General features: G+C 68.1%; 15 protein-coding genes. 4 read left to right on the forward strand and 11 right to left on the reverse strand.

Annotated features, from left to right (window positions below; genetic code table 11):
- Position 1: 1 nt before the first annotated feature.
- Entirely contained in the window at positions 2-1,645 is a 1,644-nt protein-coding gene (locus tag RJT37_RS15105; protein WP_313685746.1) for a DUF790 family protein, read from the reverse strand.
- Positions 1,646-1,764: 119 nt separating this feature from the next.
- Between RJT37_RS15105 and RJT37_RS15110 the strand changes: the two genes are divergently transcribed.
- Together RJT37_RS15110 and RJT37_RS15115 are read left to right on the forward strand one after the other, a co-directional pair.
- Positions 1,765-2,166 (forward strand): transcriptional initiation protein Tat, encoded by a 402-nt coding sequence (locus tag RJT37_RS15110; protein WP_313685748.1) that lies wholly within the window; start codon positions 1,765-1,767, stop codon positions 2,164-2,166.
- A 219-nt stretch (positions 2,167-2,385) separates the two neighbouring features.
- Positions 2,386-3,732, forward strand: a complete 1,347-nt coding sequence (locus tag RJT37_RS15115) for an APC family permease (protein WP_313685750.1) — start codon at positions 2,386-2,388, stop codon at positions 3,730-3,732.
- A gap of 36 nt (positions 3,733-3,768) precedes the next feature.
- On the opposite strand, the gene RJT37_RS15120 is transcribed toward RJT37_RS15115, so the two are convergent.
- A complete protein-coding gene (locus RJT37_RS15120) occupies positions 3,769-5,118 on the reverse strand; it encodes a DEAD/DEAH box helicase (protein ID WP_313685751.1) in 1,350 nt (449 codons plus the stop codon).
- 118 nt (positions 5,119-5,236) lie between these two features.
- Here RJT37_RS15120 and RJT37_RS15125 point away from each other — a divergent pair, with 118 nt between their 5' ends.
- On the forward strand, positions 5,237-5,443 hold the full coding sequence (locus RJT37_RS15125; protein ID WP_313690065.1) for a hypothetical protein: 207 nt from the start codon (positions 5,237-5,239) through the stop codon (positions 5,441-5,443).
- Positions 5,444-5,476: 33 nt separating this feature from the next.
- Here RJT37_RS15125 and RJT37_RS15130 read toward each other — a convergent pair whose 3' ends face one another.
- The 5 genes from RJT37_RS15130 to cofD form a co-directional block, all read right to left on the reverse strand.
- Entirely contained in the window at positions 5,477-6,085 is a 609-nt protein-coding gene (locus RJT37_RS15130) for an NUDIX hydrolase (RefSeq protein WP_313685752.1), read from the reverse strand.
- Between the two features lie 78 nt (positions 6,086-6,163).
- Positions 6,164-6,871, reverse strand: a complete 708-nt coding sequence (locus RJT37_RS15135; protein WP_313685753.1) for a DUF447 domain-containing protein — start codon at positions 6,869-6,871, stop codon at positions 6,164-6,166.
- Positions 6,868-7,761, reverse strand: coding sequence for a triphosphoribosyl-dephospho-CoA synthase (locus tag RJT37_RS15140; RefSeq protein ID WP_313685755.1), 894 nt, complete (start codon positions 7,759-7,761; stop codon positions 6,868-6,870). The genes RJT37_RS15135 and RJT37_RS15140 overlap by 4 nt, the downstream gene beginning before the upstream one ends.
- Complete coding sequence (locus RJT37_RS15145) at positions 7,758-8,507, reverse strand: tRNA-dihydrouridine synthase (RefSeq protein WP_313685757.1); 750 nt, start codon at positions 8,505-8,507, stop codon at positions 7,758-7,760. The genes RJT37_RS15140 and RJT37_RS15145 overlap by 4 nt, the downstream gene beginning before the upstream one ends.
- Positions 8,507-9,499 (reverse strand): 2-phospho-L-lactate transferase, encoded by a 993-nt coding sequence (gene cofD, locus RJT37_RS15150; RefSeq protein WP_313685759.1) that lies wholly within the window; start codon positions 9,497-9,499, stop codon positions 8,507-8,509. Before cofD ends, RJT37_RS15145 begins: the two co-directional genes overlap by 1 nt.
- Positions 9,500-9,602: 103 nt before the next feature.
- On the opposite strand from cofD, the gene RJT37_RS15155 reads away from it, so the two are divergent.
- A complete protein-coding gene (locus tag RJT37_RS15155; RefSeq protein WP_313685760.1) occupies positions 9,603-10,529 on the forward strand; it encodes a hypothetical protein in 927 nt (308 codons plus the stop codon).
- Positions 10,530-10,637: 108 nt separating this feature from the next.
- On the opposite strand, the gene RJT37_RS15160 is transcribed toward RJT37_RS15155, so the two are convergent.
- The 4 genes from RJT37_RS15160 to RJT37_RS15175 all read right to left on the reverse strand — a co-directional run bounded on the left by RJT37_RS15160 (position 10,638) and on the right by RJT37_RS15175 (position 14,807).
- Positions 10,638-10,973 carry a DUF7126 family protein gene (locus tag RJT37_RS15160; RefSeq protein WP_390209048.1) on the reverse strand — a complete coding sequence of 112 codons (336 nt, stop codon included), beginning with the start codon at positions 10,971-10,973 and terminating at the stop codon, positions 10,638-10,640.
- A 2-nt stretch (positions 10,974-10,975) separates the two neighbouring features.
- Positions 10,976-11,893: a glutamine-hydrolyzing GMP synthase gene (guaA, locus tag RJT37_RS15165; protein ID WP_313685764.1), complete on the reverse strand. Its 918-nt coding sequence runs from the start codon at positions 11,891-11,893 to the stop codon at positions 10,976-10,978.
- The gene (gene pyrG / locus RJT37_RS15170; protein WP_313685766.1) at positions 11,893-13,551 is read right to left on the reverse strand and encodes a glutamine hydrolyzing CTP synthase; all 1,659 of its coding nucleotides are present in this window, start codon (positions 13,549-13,551) and stop codon (positions 11,893-11,895) included. The genes guaA and pyrG overlap by 1 nt, the downstream gene beginning before the upstream one ends.
- 113 nt (positions 13,552-13,664) lie before the next feature.
- Complete coding sequence (locus RJT37_RS15175; RefSeq protein ID WP_313685768.1) at positions 13,665-14,807, reverse strand: saccharopine dehydrogenase family protein; 1,143 nt, start codon at positions 14,805-14,807, stop codon at positions 13,665-13,667.
- Between the last annotated feature and the right edge of the window lie 116 nt (positions 14,808-14,923).

Consider the following 14,923-nt stretch of genomic DNA (forward strand, 5'->3'; position numbering starts at 1 on the left):
GCTACGGCTCCGTCTCCGTTCCCGTCTCCTCTCGGGTCTCCTCGTTCTCCTCTTTCGCCTCGATCGTCCCGCCGCCGAGCCCTTCCCACGCCACCCGGTAGCCGAGGCGCGACAGGACTGCGGACGCGTCGTCGATCTCCCGATCGTCCAGGAGCGACTCCGCGGCCGCGAGCGACATTCCCGGTTCGATTTCTTTCTCCAGCCCGTCCAGCACGGCCGGCCGGACGAGCGTCTGCCCCACGCGCTCGTGTTCGGGGAACGACACCGAATCGAGTGCGTCGACGCTCACGCCCCGCTCTGTCGCGAGCGCGTCCAGTTCGACCACGTCCGCTGCGGGATCGAGTTCGTCCGGCAGCGACGCCGCCGCCGAGGCGACGAGATCCGACTCGTACGCTCTGAGCGCGTCGACGACGTCCTTGACACGGACGTTTCCGGAGTAAGTGATGACTCGGTGATCGAGGGCTTCGATCTCCTCGCCGACCCCGAGGGACTCGTCGACGGCGACGAGGAGTTCGACGTCGTCGGCGACGCTCCCGAACTGGTCGAGTTTCTTCTCGACGTACTCGGGCGTCCAGAAGCCCATCACCTCGAAGTAGACGCGGAACGACGGCGCTGCACCGGATGCGTCCGCGGAGGTCGCCGGTAAGTCGCCGGACTCGCTCCTCGCGTCGTCGCTTTCGTCGCTCGTGCCGCCGGGTCGGTAGTCGAACGCGAAATCCGGAATCATCGCTCGCGCGCCGGCCGCGAGCGGTTCGGGTTCGCGGGAGAGTTCCCAGTCGAGATCCAGCCCCGAAAACCGGGCAGCGAAATCGGCCTCGACACCGCTGTCGTAGGTCGGTTCCGCGACCGGTTCGACGTCCGGCACCGAGACGTCCTCGGGTCCGAGATGGAGCTCTCGGTCGGTGCCCCGGTCGTCGATCGTCGCCGTCAGTGACCACTCCGCGGCGGTCGCGACGCTCCGTAGCAGGCGGGCGAAGGCGGTGCCGTAGCGCCGCGTGCGTCTGAAAAGGGCGTCCGGGCCCGTGACGACGAGTTCGCGCTCCTCGTCGCCCCCGAGCCTTCGAATTTCGTACAGGAGGCCGAGTCGCTTGATCGCCGAGACGAGGCGCTTGGGGTCCGAACTCCGTATCCGGACCTCGGTGGCATCGAACAGCGCCGTCTGCGCCAAAGAGAGATTGTACTGTTCGATGAGTTGATCGGGGCTCCAGCGTGGGTCGATCGACGCCAGGACCTCGTTGACCTCGCGGTCGGCGTAGAGTGACTGTTCGACCGCGTCGGCGCCGGTTCCCAGCCGATCCGCCGCGGCTGCGAGCGCCGCCCGCCGGTCGTCGTCCGTGACCACCACTCCCTGGTCTTCCGCCGCCTCGAAGACGACCCGGCGGACGCGGGCCGGCGGCAACGGCGCGCGCGTCTCGAACGTCGCCTCCCGTTCGAGCAGCGCGGCGAACCCCCGGACGAGTTTGAAGTCGTCGGCGTCGGCCTCCAATTCGTCGAGCGCGTCGTCGAGGCGGCGCCGCGGTTCGCCGACGTGTCCCTGAAAGACCCCGATGACCCGGGCGGCAAGCGGCCGATCCGCCCGGTCGGCGAACTGCGGGTGATAGCCGCCGCCCGCGCGGGAGACCCGGAGGAGGTCCTTTCGCAGCACGACGTCTGCTTTGTAACGTCGGGTCAAGAGCGTACCGCCGCGCCGCCGTCGGCAGCGACGATGAAAAACGGATGCACCGAGGAGAAGACTCATACGCTCGGGCCGACCTCTCGCGCATAATGGACCGACGAAGCGCTCTTCGCGCCATCGTCCCCGCGGTCGCAGCGCTCTTGGGGGGGTGCCTCGACTCGCTGCCGGGCGCGACAGGCCCGCGAAACCCGCCGTCGGCGCCGGAGGGAGAGCCCCGGCAGACGGCTGATCAGCCGGCGCTCGCCGTCGGCTCGTTCGACTTCGAACGGACCGAAGACGGGACGCTTCGGGTCTTCGGGACGGTCGAAAACCGCGGCGACGTCCAGCGGACGGCGACCGTCCGCGTCAATATCAGGATCGACGGCGACGAAGTCGCCCGGGAAACTGACGTGACCGTCGAACCGGGGGAGACTGCCGAGTGGGCGGTCACCTTCGACGTCGCCTACGACGCGTTCACGAGCGGCGGCGACCTCAACGTCGAATTGGTGTAACAGTCGCAGCTTCGCGGTCAGGAGCGGCGACGACGATGCCTTGCCCCTGCGTTGGCTCCCTGCAAAACACGTAACTGGGCGAGCCGAAAACCGACAACACGGTAGCGATGCGAAACCGAAGCGGCCTTGGGAGGAAAACCGAAGTGGTTGCGGGAGAAACAGGTACGCTGCCGGATTCACTCGGACCGGCATTCCGAATGACGAATCACACCACCTGATATGAGCTCGCTCTCTGCGCTGCTCAGGCGGACCCGTTCCGGGAAGCTGGGTCTCCCGGAAGTCGTCGCGATGGGCGTCGGTGGGATGGTCTCCGGCGGAATCTACGCCGTCCTCGGCGTCGCGATGAGACAGGCGGGCAACGCCGTCCCGCTGTCGTATCTCATCGCGGGTGTTATCACGCTACTGACTGCCTATTCGTATCTCAAACTTACTCTGCACTTCGAGGAGCACGGCGGCGTCTTTTCGTTCGTCGAGCACATCGTGGACAGTCCGACCGTCGCCGCGTACGTCGGCTGGGTGCTCGTCGTCGGATACGTAGGGGTGATGGCGATGTACGCGTTCGCCTTCGGTGCGTACACGCTCACTGCTGTGCGGGCCATCGCGGGAATGGAACTCCCCCAGCTGCTGCGGCCGATCATCTCGACGCTGGTCGTCGCCGCGTTCGTCGGGCTCAATCTCCGGGGCGTCCACGAGACTGGCCTGTACGAAGACATCGCGGTGTACATCAAAATCGTCATCTTGCTGTCGCTTGCGACACTCGGCATCGTCTTCTACGACGGGAGCGTAACGGCGCTTGACTTCTTCAACAGGGGCGTCGTCAGCCCGGTTGCCGGGTTCGCCATCATTTTCGTCTCCTACGAAGGGTTTCAGCTGTTAGTCTACGACTACGAGGACATCGAGGACGTCGAACGGGTGTTGCCAGTCGGGATGTATCTCGCCATCGGGATCGCGATCCTGATCTACGTCTCGGTGTCGTTTATGGCGACGCTGCATCTCTCGCCGGAGCAACTGCTCGCACACCAGGAGGTCGCACTCGCGGAAGCTGTCGCCAACATTCCGGTTTTAGGGAGTGCCGGCTTCGTCCTGGTGATCCTCTCGGCGCTGAAAAGCACCTCCTCCGGCATCAACGCGACGCTCTTTGGCACTTCTCGGCTCGTCCACGAGATCGCGACAGAGGGGGCGCTGCCGCGGCTCTTCTCGTTCCGGAACCGCGAAGGCATCCCCGTCTATTCGCTTTTGATCATCGGCGCCCTGACGGCAGCCCTGGCTGCGCTCGGGACGCTCAAACAGATCACCGAGTTCGGATCTGTGGCGTTTCTGATCTCGTTTGCGGTCACGAACTACACGAACGTCGTGCTCGCCGAAGAGACGGGGTCGAACCGCCTCGTCCCCATACTCGGTCTGGCCGGCACGGGAATCGCTCTCCCGGTCGTTCTCTTTCACCTCTATCGGACCGATATCGAGATTCTGTTCTGGATCGCCGGCATCTTTGCAGTGGTCTTCTCCATCGAGTATCTCTACGTCGAGCGGAGTTCGTATACCCCCGACGCGGACGATACTGTGTAGTATGGGGTTTCCGCCACGCGAACGCGGTTTCGTCCGTCAGTGGCGACGGTTCGCGACCCGTTCCTCTGCCGTCTCCTCGGAGACGACCTCATAGAGCAGCGCCCGATCCCCGTTCTCCTTCGGCCTGAGTATTCGCCCCAGCCGCTGGGTGAACTCCCGCTCGGACCCAGAGCCGGCGAGGACGACCGCGACGTTGGCGTCGGGGACGTCGACCCCCTCGTCGAGGACGTTCGCCGTCACGACGCGCGAGTAGGTGCCGTCGCGGAAGCGATCCAGCGTCTCCCGGCGCTCCTCCGTCCCGGTCTCGCTCGTGATCGCTGGCAGCAGATACCGCTCCGAGAGCCGGTAGACGAGGTCGGTGTGGGCGGTGAAGACGATGACCCGGTCGTCCCGGTGGCGGTCCAAAAGCCGGCCGAGCGTCTCGACTTTCGCGTCGGCGTTCATCATAATCCGGCGGGCGCGCTGTTTCGCGAGCAGGGCCTCACGGGCTTTCGGGTCTGTCCCCGACCGCATCACGAGCTTCCGGTAGTCAGACCCGCTCCGCAGCGAGAGGTTCGACCGCTTCAGGTAGTCGACGAACGTGCCCTGCGCCTCGTCGTATGCCGACCGTTCTTCGGGGCCGAGCGAGACCTCGATCCGCCGGAGTTCGTAGTCGGCGAGATGCTCCCCCGCGAGGTCGTCGACGGTCGCCTCGTAGACCTTCGGCCCGACGAGGTCTTCGACGACCTCGTGAGCGCCGTCCGGGCGCTCGAACGTCGCCGTCAGTCCCAAACGTGCGGGCGCGGCGAGCAACCGCGCGGCGTCGCGGTACCCCTCGCCGCCGAGGTGGTGGACCTCGTCGAAGACGACGAACCCGAACGCGCCGCCGACGTCCTCAGCGCGCAGGTACGCCGAGTCGTACGTCGAGACCGTGATCGCCTCCTGGCGCTGTTCGCCGCCGCCGAACTGCCCCACCGGCACGTCGAACTCGGTTTCGAGTTCGCGCCGCCACTGTTCGAGGAGGTCGATCGTCGGCACGACCACGAGCGTCGGCACCCCGAGTTTCGCGATCGCGTCGACCGCAAGCACCGTCTTGCCCGCGCCGGTCGGGAGTTCGACGACGCCGCGGTCGCCGTTTTCGCGCCAGGCCGCGACCGCCGCCCGCTGGTACTCGCGGAGGTCGTAGGAGTGCGACAGCGACAAGGCCGTGTCTTCGAGCACCCGGTCCTCGAAAGCGAGCCCCTCGTCGTCGAGCGCTGCGCGGACCTCCGCGTACCGATAGGCCGGCGCACGGGCGACGAGTCCACGGTCGTCCCACCCGACCCCGGGGAGCGACCCGCTGGCTACATCCGACTCCGCGAGCCCGTCGAGCCGGATCGTCCCGTCCTCGAACCGCAGCGTGATCACGGTCGTGACTGCGTCGCGATCGTATATATACTGTCGGCCGGCCGCGTCGTTCTCCTGATGCTCGAACCGCCCGCGACGTGACGGCGTGCTTTTCAACGTCGCCGCGCGAGTAAGCGTAATGACGGACGATTCGGCCGTAGCGACGGATGGCGAGAACGCGACCGAGGACCGCGAGGAGCAGCTTAGAGACGTGGTCGAGGGCGTCCTCAGCGATATCGACGCCGCCCACGAAGACTACGAGCGAGGATACACTGACGCGGACGCGACGCTGTCGGTCGTGATGACGCACGTCGAGCGCCTGCGGGAGGCACACGACGCCGAATAGGCAGAGAGAAACGACAGCGAACGCGTTTGCCCCCTACTCTTCGAAGTCACGGCGCATCGCGATCTCGAACCACGGGCACAGGCGGAGCTGTCGGTACCACTCGGGGTGCTCGTGGAGGTGTTCGTAGTCGGCCCACAGCAGTCCGGCGATCTCGTTTTCGTCGGGCGACAGCGACGTGTCGTCGAGTGTGACCTTGAGCACCGAGCAGACCTCCCACTCGAGGCCCGCGTTCTCGTAGTAGCGCTTGTACTCGAATTTGTCCGTCACCCGGAGGTCGGTGTACTGGTCCGGGACGATCCCCAGTTCCTCCTCCAGTCGCTGCCGGGTAGCGTCGAGTTGCGTCTGCCCCTCTACCGGGTGTGAGGCGACCGTCCCGTCCCAGTGGGTATCCCAGAGGCGTTTGTTCGGTGCGCGCTGGGCCAGCAGGATACGCCCGTCGCCGTCGAAGACGAGACAGGTGAAAGCCCGGTGACGGATGCCATCGCCAGTATGGGCATCGAGGCGGTTGGCCAACCCGGTTCGGTTGTCGTCGGTGTCGACCGCGATCACGTCCTGGAGGGCGTTCTCGTGGACCTCGGTCTCCGCGTCGTCTCCCGGCGTGGTGGCGGGTTCTCCGGCGTCGTCGCCCTGATCCGTACTCATATCCGTGTTCTCGCGGAGGGAGAACAAGGAATCTTCGATGCGTGCCGGCCGCAGACGTCATCACCGTGGGTGAAAGCGTCAGCGCCGCGCCTCGTCGAACTGCGGGACGTCGTCGGCGACGTCCGCCGAGAGCCGGTCTCGCCACCCCGTCGCCTCGTCGAGGGTCGCGAACGCCGCCCGCTCCGGGTGACCGCCGCAGCGATCGACGACGTCGGCCAGGTGGCGGAGTCGTGCGAGGAGAACGTCGGTGTCGTATGCGGGGACCTCGAGCCGCGAGGCCGCGACGGTGGCTTCGATCACGGCCCCAAAGCCGCGGTTGATCGTCGGTACCGTCTGCTCGGTCACTGCTGTCTCGACGGGGTGGAGTTCCCACCGTTCCCACCGGGTTCCCTCGGACTCACCCGACGCGACCTGCTCGGCCTCGATCTCGACCCAAGCGTGGGCTTCCGGCAGGACTGGCTCCGCTTCCTCCCGGATCGTCACCGCGCTTTCGACGAACGTCCGCGGGTCCGAAACGAACTGGACCACGCCGCCGCCCTCCCGGTGGAAGTTCCGTCGCGTCCGGGTGTTGCCCCAGGTCGTCGCCGTGACCGGCGCGGCCGACCTCGGTTCGTCACTCTCAACTGTCGCATCCGCGCCATCTGGCGCGTGAAGTCCCAGCGCAGCCACGTTCCACCGATCGTTCGGGCCGAGCGTGGTCACGACGGACTCGGTGACGCCACGGAGCGCGACCGGCCACTCGGGGAGCGATTCGGCGGAGACGTCCGCCTCGCCGCTGTCGGTCACAGGTCGACCCCCCGTTCGAGGGCGACGAACGTCGCCGCCGTCACCAGATCGGCCGTCGTCCCGGGATTGATCCCGGCCTCGCGGAGGTCGCCATCGAGAGCAGCGACCGCTTTGGGATCCCCGCGCGCCTCGGCTGCACGGCGTCGGACATCTGCGGCGATCTCAGGGCCGTGCCGGATCCTGACGAGCGTGTCCGGCTCCTTGGCGAGTCGAGCAACGAACGCCCGCGCGATCCGATCGGCGAGTGGCCCGTCGTCGGTCCGGATCGCTGCGGCCGTCTCGAACGTGCGCTCGAATTCCGTCGTCCACTCCGTGGCGTTGCCGTCGCCGTCGCTCCGTGCCAAAACATCGGAGAGCGTTAGCCCGCGCTCGCGTACTGCCGGAATCGCGTCCGCGCCCCGGCGGACGTCGAGGGCGTCCATCCCCTCGGGCGGGTCCGCGACGGCGACGTCGACGTGCTCGAACGCACGGTAGAAGTCGGCCGCGTCGGAGACGGTCGTTTCCTCGACGACGGCCGCGGCGTCAGCCCGCTGAAGCGCCCCGCGGGCGTCTGCCGCTCGGGAAGTCCCTGCTACCTCCGCGGCCGCACGGACCAGCGGAACGAGGAGGAGGAGCGCACCGAACTGGGTGTTGCCGCCGGACTGCCGGCTCATCCCGGCGACCGCGCGCTCGAGGGCGACGCCCACCGGTGCGCCGGCCGCCGCCCGGCGGAGTCCGGCACCGGCCCCAACCGCACCCGCGAGGAAGTGCTCGATCCGGAGATCGGCGAGGTCGTGATCCCGGTCGACGTTCCCCGGCTTGGGAGCCGCCGCGACGTCCAACAGGAGCGCGAGCTGGGCGTTGGCTGCGGGAGACCGCTTCGCCCCGCGACCGCCACAGTCTCCGGTCACGCCGTCCCGACCTCCCCGAACCACTCCTCGACGGCGCCGTGCACGCGCCGCCGGACACGCTCGTCGGTACTCGGCCGTCCGATGCTCACCGCATCGGCGCCGTACTGGAGGTACTCACGGACGCTCTCGGGGCCGCGGACGCCGTTGTTTGCGATCACGAACAGGTCCGGCGCGGCGTCGACGACATCCCCGACCACCGATTCGGTGTCCATCGCGTCGACGTGGATCGCATCCGCGCCGGCCGATTGGACTTCGCGGGCCGTAGTAGTGAGATCGACGCCTGAGACCTCTGCCCTCACTTTCACGCTGACTGCCGCGCCCGCCTCGTCGGCGGCGGCGACGTACTCGCACAACCGGTCGGTGTCGCGCAGGAGCGCCTCGCCGCAGCCGACCGCACACATCTCCGCCTGCCGGCAGTGGGCGTTGATCTCGACGATCGCATCGCGTTCGGCACACGCCGCCGCGACCGCACGAACCGGCTCCAGCGTCGCGCTCCGGACGTTGACGCCCGGCCTGATCGGCACGTCCGCGAGCGCGTCGAGTTCGTCCTCGACGAACGAGAGCGGATCCGGCGGGAGGAACTCGCTGCGGTCCCGGGCCACCATTTTTCGCGCCGCCGCGCGCGTCTCGTCGTCGAGCGCGATGCCGCCGAGGAACGCCGCACCGGCGTGGTCGCTGCCCTCACGGGCCCACTCGGCGTCGGCCTCGCCGCTGAGACTCGCGAGTGCGACGCGTGGCTCGAACATCAGGACACCTCCTGGAGCGCTCGCTCGGCGGCCCGGGCGACGCGTTCGGCGTCGTCTTCGTCGTCGATCCGCGTGTCGGTTCGGACCACCGGCCGGTCGAGTGCGGTTCCGTCGTCTGTATCAAGGACGAACGCGTCCGCGAAGGGGTACGCTTCGGCGACGCCCGCCGTCGAGGGCTCGCGGCCGACGCCCGCCATCAGGTCCGCAGCGGGCCCGGAGAATACCTCGCTCTCGACGAACGGCGAGACGGCGACGACTGGCGTCGATTCGAGCGCGGCGGCGAAGCCGTCCATCGAGAGCATCGGCCCGATGCTCGTTACCGGATTCGACGGCCCGATGACGACCGGGTCTGCGAGCGCCTCGCGGACGTGTTCGGTCGGTGTCGCTGTCTCAGCCCCGCGAAACTCCACGTCGCGGACGTCGGGCACCCCGCGGTGTTGGACCCAGTACTCCTGAAAGTGCATCGAGCCCTCGTCGGTGTGGATGATCGTCGCGACGGGGTCGTCGCTCATCGGCAGGAGGTCGACGTCGAGATCGAACGCGGCCGCGAGCGTTCGGGTGACGTCGGTGAGCGACCGCCCCTCGTCCAGGAGCGACGTGCGGGTGACGTGGACCGCCCGGTCGCGGTCGCCGATCTCCATAAACTCGGCGACACCCGAGAAGCGACGCCAGCGCGCGATCTCGCGGCCGGCAGTCTGGGCATCGTCGTCAAGATACCGCGGCCCCGCCTCGAATCCCGCCGCGTCGGCCAGTCGGCGGAGTTCAGCGTGTGTCGCTGTCGTGTCGCCGTCGATGCCCCACCACGTGTCCCGATCGATGACGCCGCCGCCGGCGAACAGCACGGTGTCGACGTCCGGGCAGACGAGGTGCCCGCCGAGTTCGACGTCGTCACCCGTGTTCGCGACCACTGTCGTCGCCGCGGGGTCGAACACCGCCGCCGCGCCGTCCAAAAGCTTCGGCGTGCCGGTCCCCCCCGCGAGGAACGTGACCATATCCGGGGTAGGGCCGAAGGCGGTTTCAACGTTCCCACCCCGGCAGATCCCACCCGTCCCCCCGACGGTACGATTTTGCCCCTCCGCGACCGACACCGAGGCGATGCGACGCAGACGACTGCTCGCCGCCCTGTCTACCCTCCCCGCTGCACTCGCCGGGTGCGGCGGCCGCACCGGACCGACGACGCAGCGCCCGACGGAGACGTCGACACGATCGACCCCGAAGACCACGGCGACGCCGCTGACCGAGACGGAACCGCTCCCCGACCCGCCGGATTCACCCGACGAGGCCGACGCGCTGTCGTTCGTCCGCGAATACGAGCGCGTCGCCGCCCGCAACGAGGTGGTCGAGTATGGCGACGGCGCGCCCGCGAGAAACCCCGAGATCGGCGACCCGGCCGCGGCCCTCGTCGTCGTCGCCGACGCAGGATTCTACATATTCGGCGCCTGCAGCGCCGACGCCCGCTACGGCGAGCGCGGCGGGTACGGAATCAACCGCCACGAGGTGCCGCACTTCGTCGGCCGCGACGGGACTCACGAGGTCGGGGGGTGGAGCGCGGTCGTCTGTGGCGCCACGGGCGAGGCGTACGCCGCCGCCGACGCCGAAGAGAACGCCGTGGTGCCCGGCGAGGGACCCGGAGCCGAGATCCACCTCTTCCGGTTCGACGGAGGGGAGCGCGCCGTCTCCGTGGCCGTCGACTATCTCGACGCGGGGGCGCCCCGGCGGGTGTTCTCCCGGACCGTCGAGCCGAGTCCGGACGGCCCCGACCCGGCCTACGAGTACGTGCTCTCGAACGTCGCCGTGCGGACGGGCGAGTACAGAGTCGGCGTCGACGTCCCGGAAAGCGACCGCCAAACGACCGCGAAATGGACGCTCACCGATCCCGAGGCGGTCTCCTGGAACGGCCTCTCGGTCTTCGTCGGCGACGGCGGGCGTCCGCACGTCGGACTCCCGGAGGCCGGCACCGACGACTCGCTCGTGCCGGGGCCGTCGCGCTGCTTCAGACATCGGATAGAACACGAGGAGTAGCGGGCGGCGGGCAGCGTCGCGGTCGACTTATAGGGATCATCGTAAGTCCTCATAGATTTCTCGCCGACCGGTCCGACGAGAATCTATGGATAGTTACGATGATCCCTATTACAGCCCGTCAGCCGCGCCGTTGACCAGTTCCTCGGCCACGACGTCGGCCGAGAGCAACGCGGGATCGACCGCCAGATCCGTCTGCCCGCGTGCGAACTCCGGCAGGGAGTCGGGCGCGTACGTGACGACCCGGACGTCGGGATTGGCTTCTTTCGCGACCGGGATGGCGGAGGCGTCGTCCATCTCGGTGAGCACCAGGGTGTCGGCGTCGGCGAGGCCGGCCGCCGAAAGCGACTCCCGGGTGGCGATGCCCTCCAGGCGGACGACGTTCGCGCCCGCCGCTTCCAGCGCATCTCCGAGGCCGTCGACGTCTGCGCCCGCGATCAGGATCATCGTCACTCGTACTCGATGGTCGCGGGCGGTTTGTGCGTCACGTCGTAGACGACGCGGGCGACGTTCTCGTTTTCGCCCGTGATGCGCGATTGGATGCGCTGGAGCGTCTCCCAGGGCAGTTCCTGGGCGCGGGCGGTCATCCCGTCGCGGGACTCGACGGACCGGACCGCGACGATCCACCCGTGCACGCGGTTGTCGCCTTTCACGCCGGTCCCTTTGCCGATGACCGCGCCGAACGCCTGCCAGGGGTCGTGGTCGGCGGTCTCCTCCTCGACGACGTGACACGCCTCGCGGGCGACGTCGACTTTCTCCCGTGTTGCCTCGCCGACGACGCGGACCGCCAGCCCCGGCCCGGGGAACGGCATCCGCTCGGAGGTGACCTCCTCTAAACCGAGTTCGCGGGCGACCTCCCGGACCTCGTCTTTGTACAGGTCCCGGACCGGCTCGACGATCCCGTCGAAGTCGACGACTTCGGGGAGGCCGCCGACGTTGTGGTGGGACTTGATGTTGCCCTCACTCTCGATGCGGTCGGGGTAGATCGTCCCCTGGACCAGGTAGTCGGCCTCGGCGGATTTCGCCTCCCGCTCGAACTCGCGGATGAACTGCTCGCCGATGACGTGGCGCTTCTCCTCGGGGTCGGTGACGCCCTCTAAGGCGTCGAGGAAGCGGTCCTGCGCCTCGACGATCCGCAGGGAGTCCATATACGAGAACGTCTCGCGGATCGCCTCGGTCTCGCCCTTCCGCATCAGCCCGGTGTCGACGTAGACCGGCGTCAGGCGGTCGCCGATGGCGCGGTATGCCAGGGCCGCGGCGACAGAGGAGTCGACGCCGCCCGAGAGCGCGATGACGGCGTTGTGATCGTCGACTTCGGATTCGATCTCCGCGACCGCCTCCTCGATGAAGGAACTCGCGTCGACCATCAGGCCTGCACCTCCGTGTCCGCGAGGTTACGCGCGTCCAACTCTCCGGCGACGGCCTTCAGGAAGCCCACGAACGGCGGGCTTGCCCGATCGGGTCGCGAGCGGAACTCGGGGTGGAACTGCGTCCCGAAGAAGAACGGGTGATCCGTCCGTTCGAGGATCTCCATCCGGTTTTCGGCCGCGCCCGAGAAGTCGAGCGCGCCCTCCTCTAAGCGGTCGATATACTCGGGGTTGACCTCGTAGCGGTGGCGGTGCCGCTCGGTACAGACGGTGTCGTCGTAGATCCGCTCGGCGAGGGATCTGGGTTCGATCACCGTGTCGTGGGCGCCGAGCCGCATCGTCCCACCCATATTGTCGACCTCGTACTGCTCGGGCAGGATGTCGATGACGGGATGGTCGGTGTCGGCGTCCAGTTCGGCGGAGTGAGCGCCCTCGAGACCGAGAACGTTCCGCGCGTGCTCGACGACCGCCATCTGGAAGCCGAGACAGAGGCCGAGGAAGGGCACGTCGTGCTCGCGGCAGTACTCGATGGCTTTCAGTTTGCCCTCGATGCCGCGGGAGCCGAAGCCGCCCGGTACGACGACGCCGTCGGCCTCCTTCAGCCGGTTCTCGTGGCGGTCGAGCATCTCGTCGGAGTCGACCCACAGCACGTTCACCTCGGTGCGGCGCTCGATCCCGGCGTGCTTCAGCGCCTCGTGGACGGACATATAGGCGTCTTCCAGGTCGTATTTCCCGACCAGAGCGATGTCGACCTCGTCGGTCCGGTCGCGGGTCACCAGTTCGCGCCAGCGGTTCTCGCGCTCTTCCGGCGGCAGCGCCTCGGATTCCAGATCGAGCCGTTCCATCACGTACTCGTCGAGGCCCTCGGACTCGACCATCAGCGGGACGTGATAGACGTCCTCGACGTCGGCGTTCGAGAAGACGGCCTCCGTCGGCACGTCGCAGAACAGCGCGATCTTCTCTTTGGTCTTCGGGTCGAGTTCGTCCTCACACCGGCCCACGAGGATGTCGGGTTGGAGCCCGATCGACCGGAGCTCCTTCACGGAGTGCTGGGTCGGCTTGGTCTTCTGTTCGCCGTTCTTCGAGTAGGGGACGAGCGTGACGTGCGTAAAGAGAATGTCGCCGTCGTCCTCCTCGTGGGCGAACTGCCGGAGCGCCTCCAGGTAGGGCATCCCCTCGATGTCGCCGACGGTGCCGCCGACCTCGACGATGCAGACGTCGGTCCCCTCGGCGGCCTCCCGGATGCGCCGCTTGATGTCGTCGGTGATATGCGGGATGATCTGGACGGTCTTGCCCAGGTAATCGCCCGCGCGCTCCTTCTCGATGACGTGCTGGTAGGTCTTCCCCGTGGTGACGTTGTGATCGGAGGTCATATCGACCCCGAGGAACCGCTCGTAGTTCCCTAAATCGAGGTCGACCTCGCCGCCGTCCTTGAGGACGTAGACCTCCCCGTGCTGGTAGGGATTCATCGTCCCCGCGTCGACGTTGAGGTACGGGTCGATCTTGACGGCTGTCACGTCGAAGCCCGCGTTCGACAGCAGCCGTCCGGTACTGGCGGCGGTGATCCCCTTGCCCAGTCCGGACATCACCCCGCCGGTTACGAAAACGAACTTCCGACCCAGCGTGGGGTCGTACCCGGTATCGGGTTCCTTCGGCATACCGAGTGTGCGCGAGGCCGCGTCAAAACCGTTTCGGAGCGACCAACGCTTTGCCAGCCATACACACGATGGGCGCGACGGCGACAGGCCCCGCACAGGCGGCGCACAGACGGCTACTCGCCCGCCGCTGTCTCGTCCGCTGCCGTTTCGCCTGCTGCCGTCTCACGATCGACGACCTCACCGTCGACGCGTTCGACACCAGGGATCTCCAGCACGAAGTCGGGACCGAACGCGCCGGCCGGCGTCTCGTAGCCGGGCGCCGCGTCGCCGGCGAGCACGTTTTCGGTGCAGCGGAGCGCGGTCTCGACGGTCAGTTCGTAGGTCTCCGGCGTCCGGAGGCGGGCGACGACGCGCTCGTCGTCCGTTCTGGCCTCGCCCCAGACGCGCGCTTCGCCTTCCGCCCGCGTCGCCTCGTCAGGACCCTCGATGGAGCGGTCCACGAGCCACGTCAAGGCTCGCTTGACAGCGTCGGTGTCGAGCACGCTGTTCAGAGACGACGAAAGCGCGACGGCGCGGCGGGCGTTCGCCGGCAGTGAGAGGTACACGTCGATGTTCGGAATCCCGGTGGTGTGGTAGGCCGTCGAGACGTCGCCCCACGGGATCGACACCGCGCGCCGGAAGCCGTCTCCGAAGTCGACGGCGCGGGTACGCGCACCGACCGCCTCGTGCCGCAACCGGCCGTCGCGCCGCACGGCCCCGCCGGAGCCCAGATCCGAGAGGACGGTCTTCAGCGTCCCGGGCGAGACGCCGCCGTCGGCTTCGATGGCGAGTGAGAGATGCGTCGCATCGGGGAGACGGCGGTGGAGGTGCGCCGCGAGGCAGTCGGTCGGAACGACGTCGAACCCGACGCCGGGGAGGAGCGTCACGCCCGCATCCGCTGCGGCGTCGGCGCGCCGGCTGATCCGCTCGAAGACGGCCAACTCGCCGGTGATGTCGAGATAGTGGGTGCCGGTCTCGATGCAGGCGTCGACGAGCGCGTCCGCGGTCTCCGAAAACGGGCCGGCACAGTTGAGGACGACGTCGACGTCGCCGAGGTGGCTCGCCGCATCCTCGACGGCGAAGCAGCGCGCCTGGAGACCCAGCGATGAGGCCACCCCGCGTGCTTTCTGCCTGTTCCGGCCCGCGACGATCGGCTCGTGGCCGCGTTCGGCTGCCGCTTCGACGATCAGCCGGCCGGTGTAACCGTACGCGCCGTACACGAGCAGTCGCGCGCCGTCGTCGTCGGCGGCCGATCGGGACGCTTTGGTGTCGCTCATACGGTTCAGTTCGGCCGGGACCGACAAAGGAACACCGGGCCGGTCCGCGGCGGGTTCCGCAGACGCCGACAGCGTCGGGTCCGGACGGCACGCCAGCGACAGGAGACATCGGCAGA

This window comes from Halobellus marinus (genome assembly GCF_032113415.1).
Lineage (GTDB): Archaea > Halobacteriota > Halobacteria > Halobacteriales > Haloferacaceae > Haloquadratum > Haloquadratum marinus.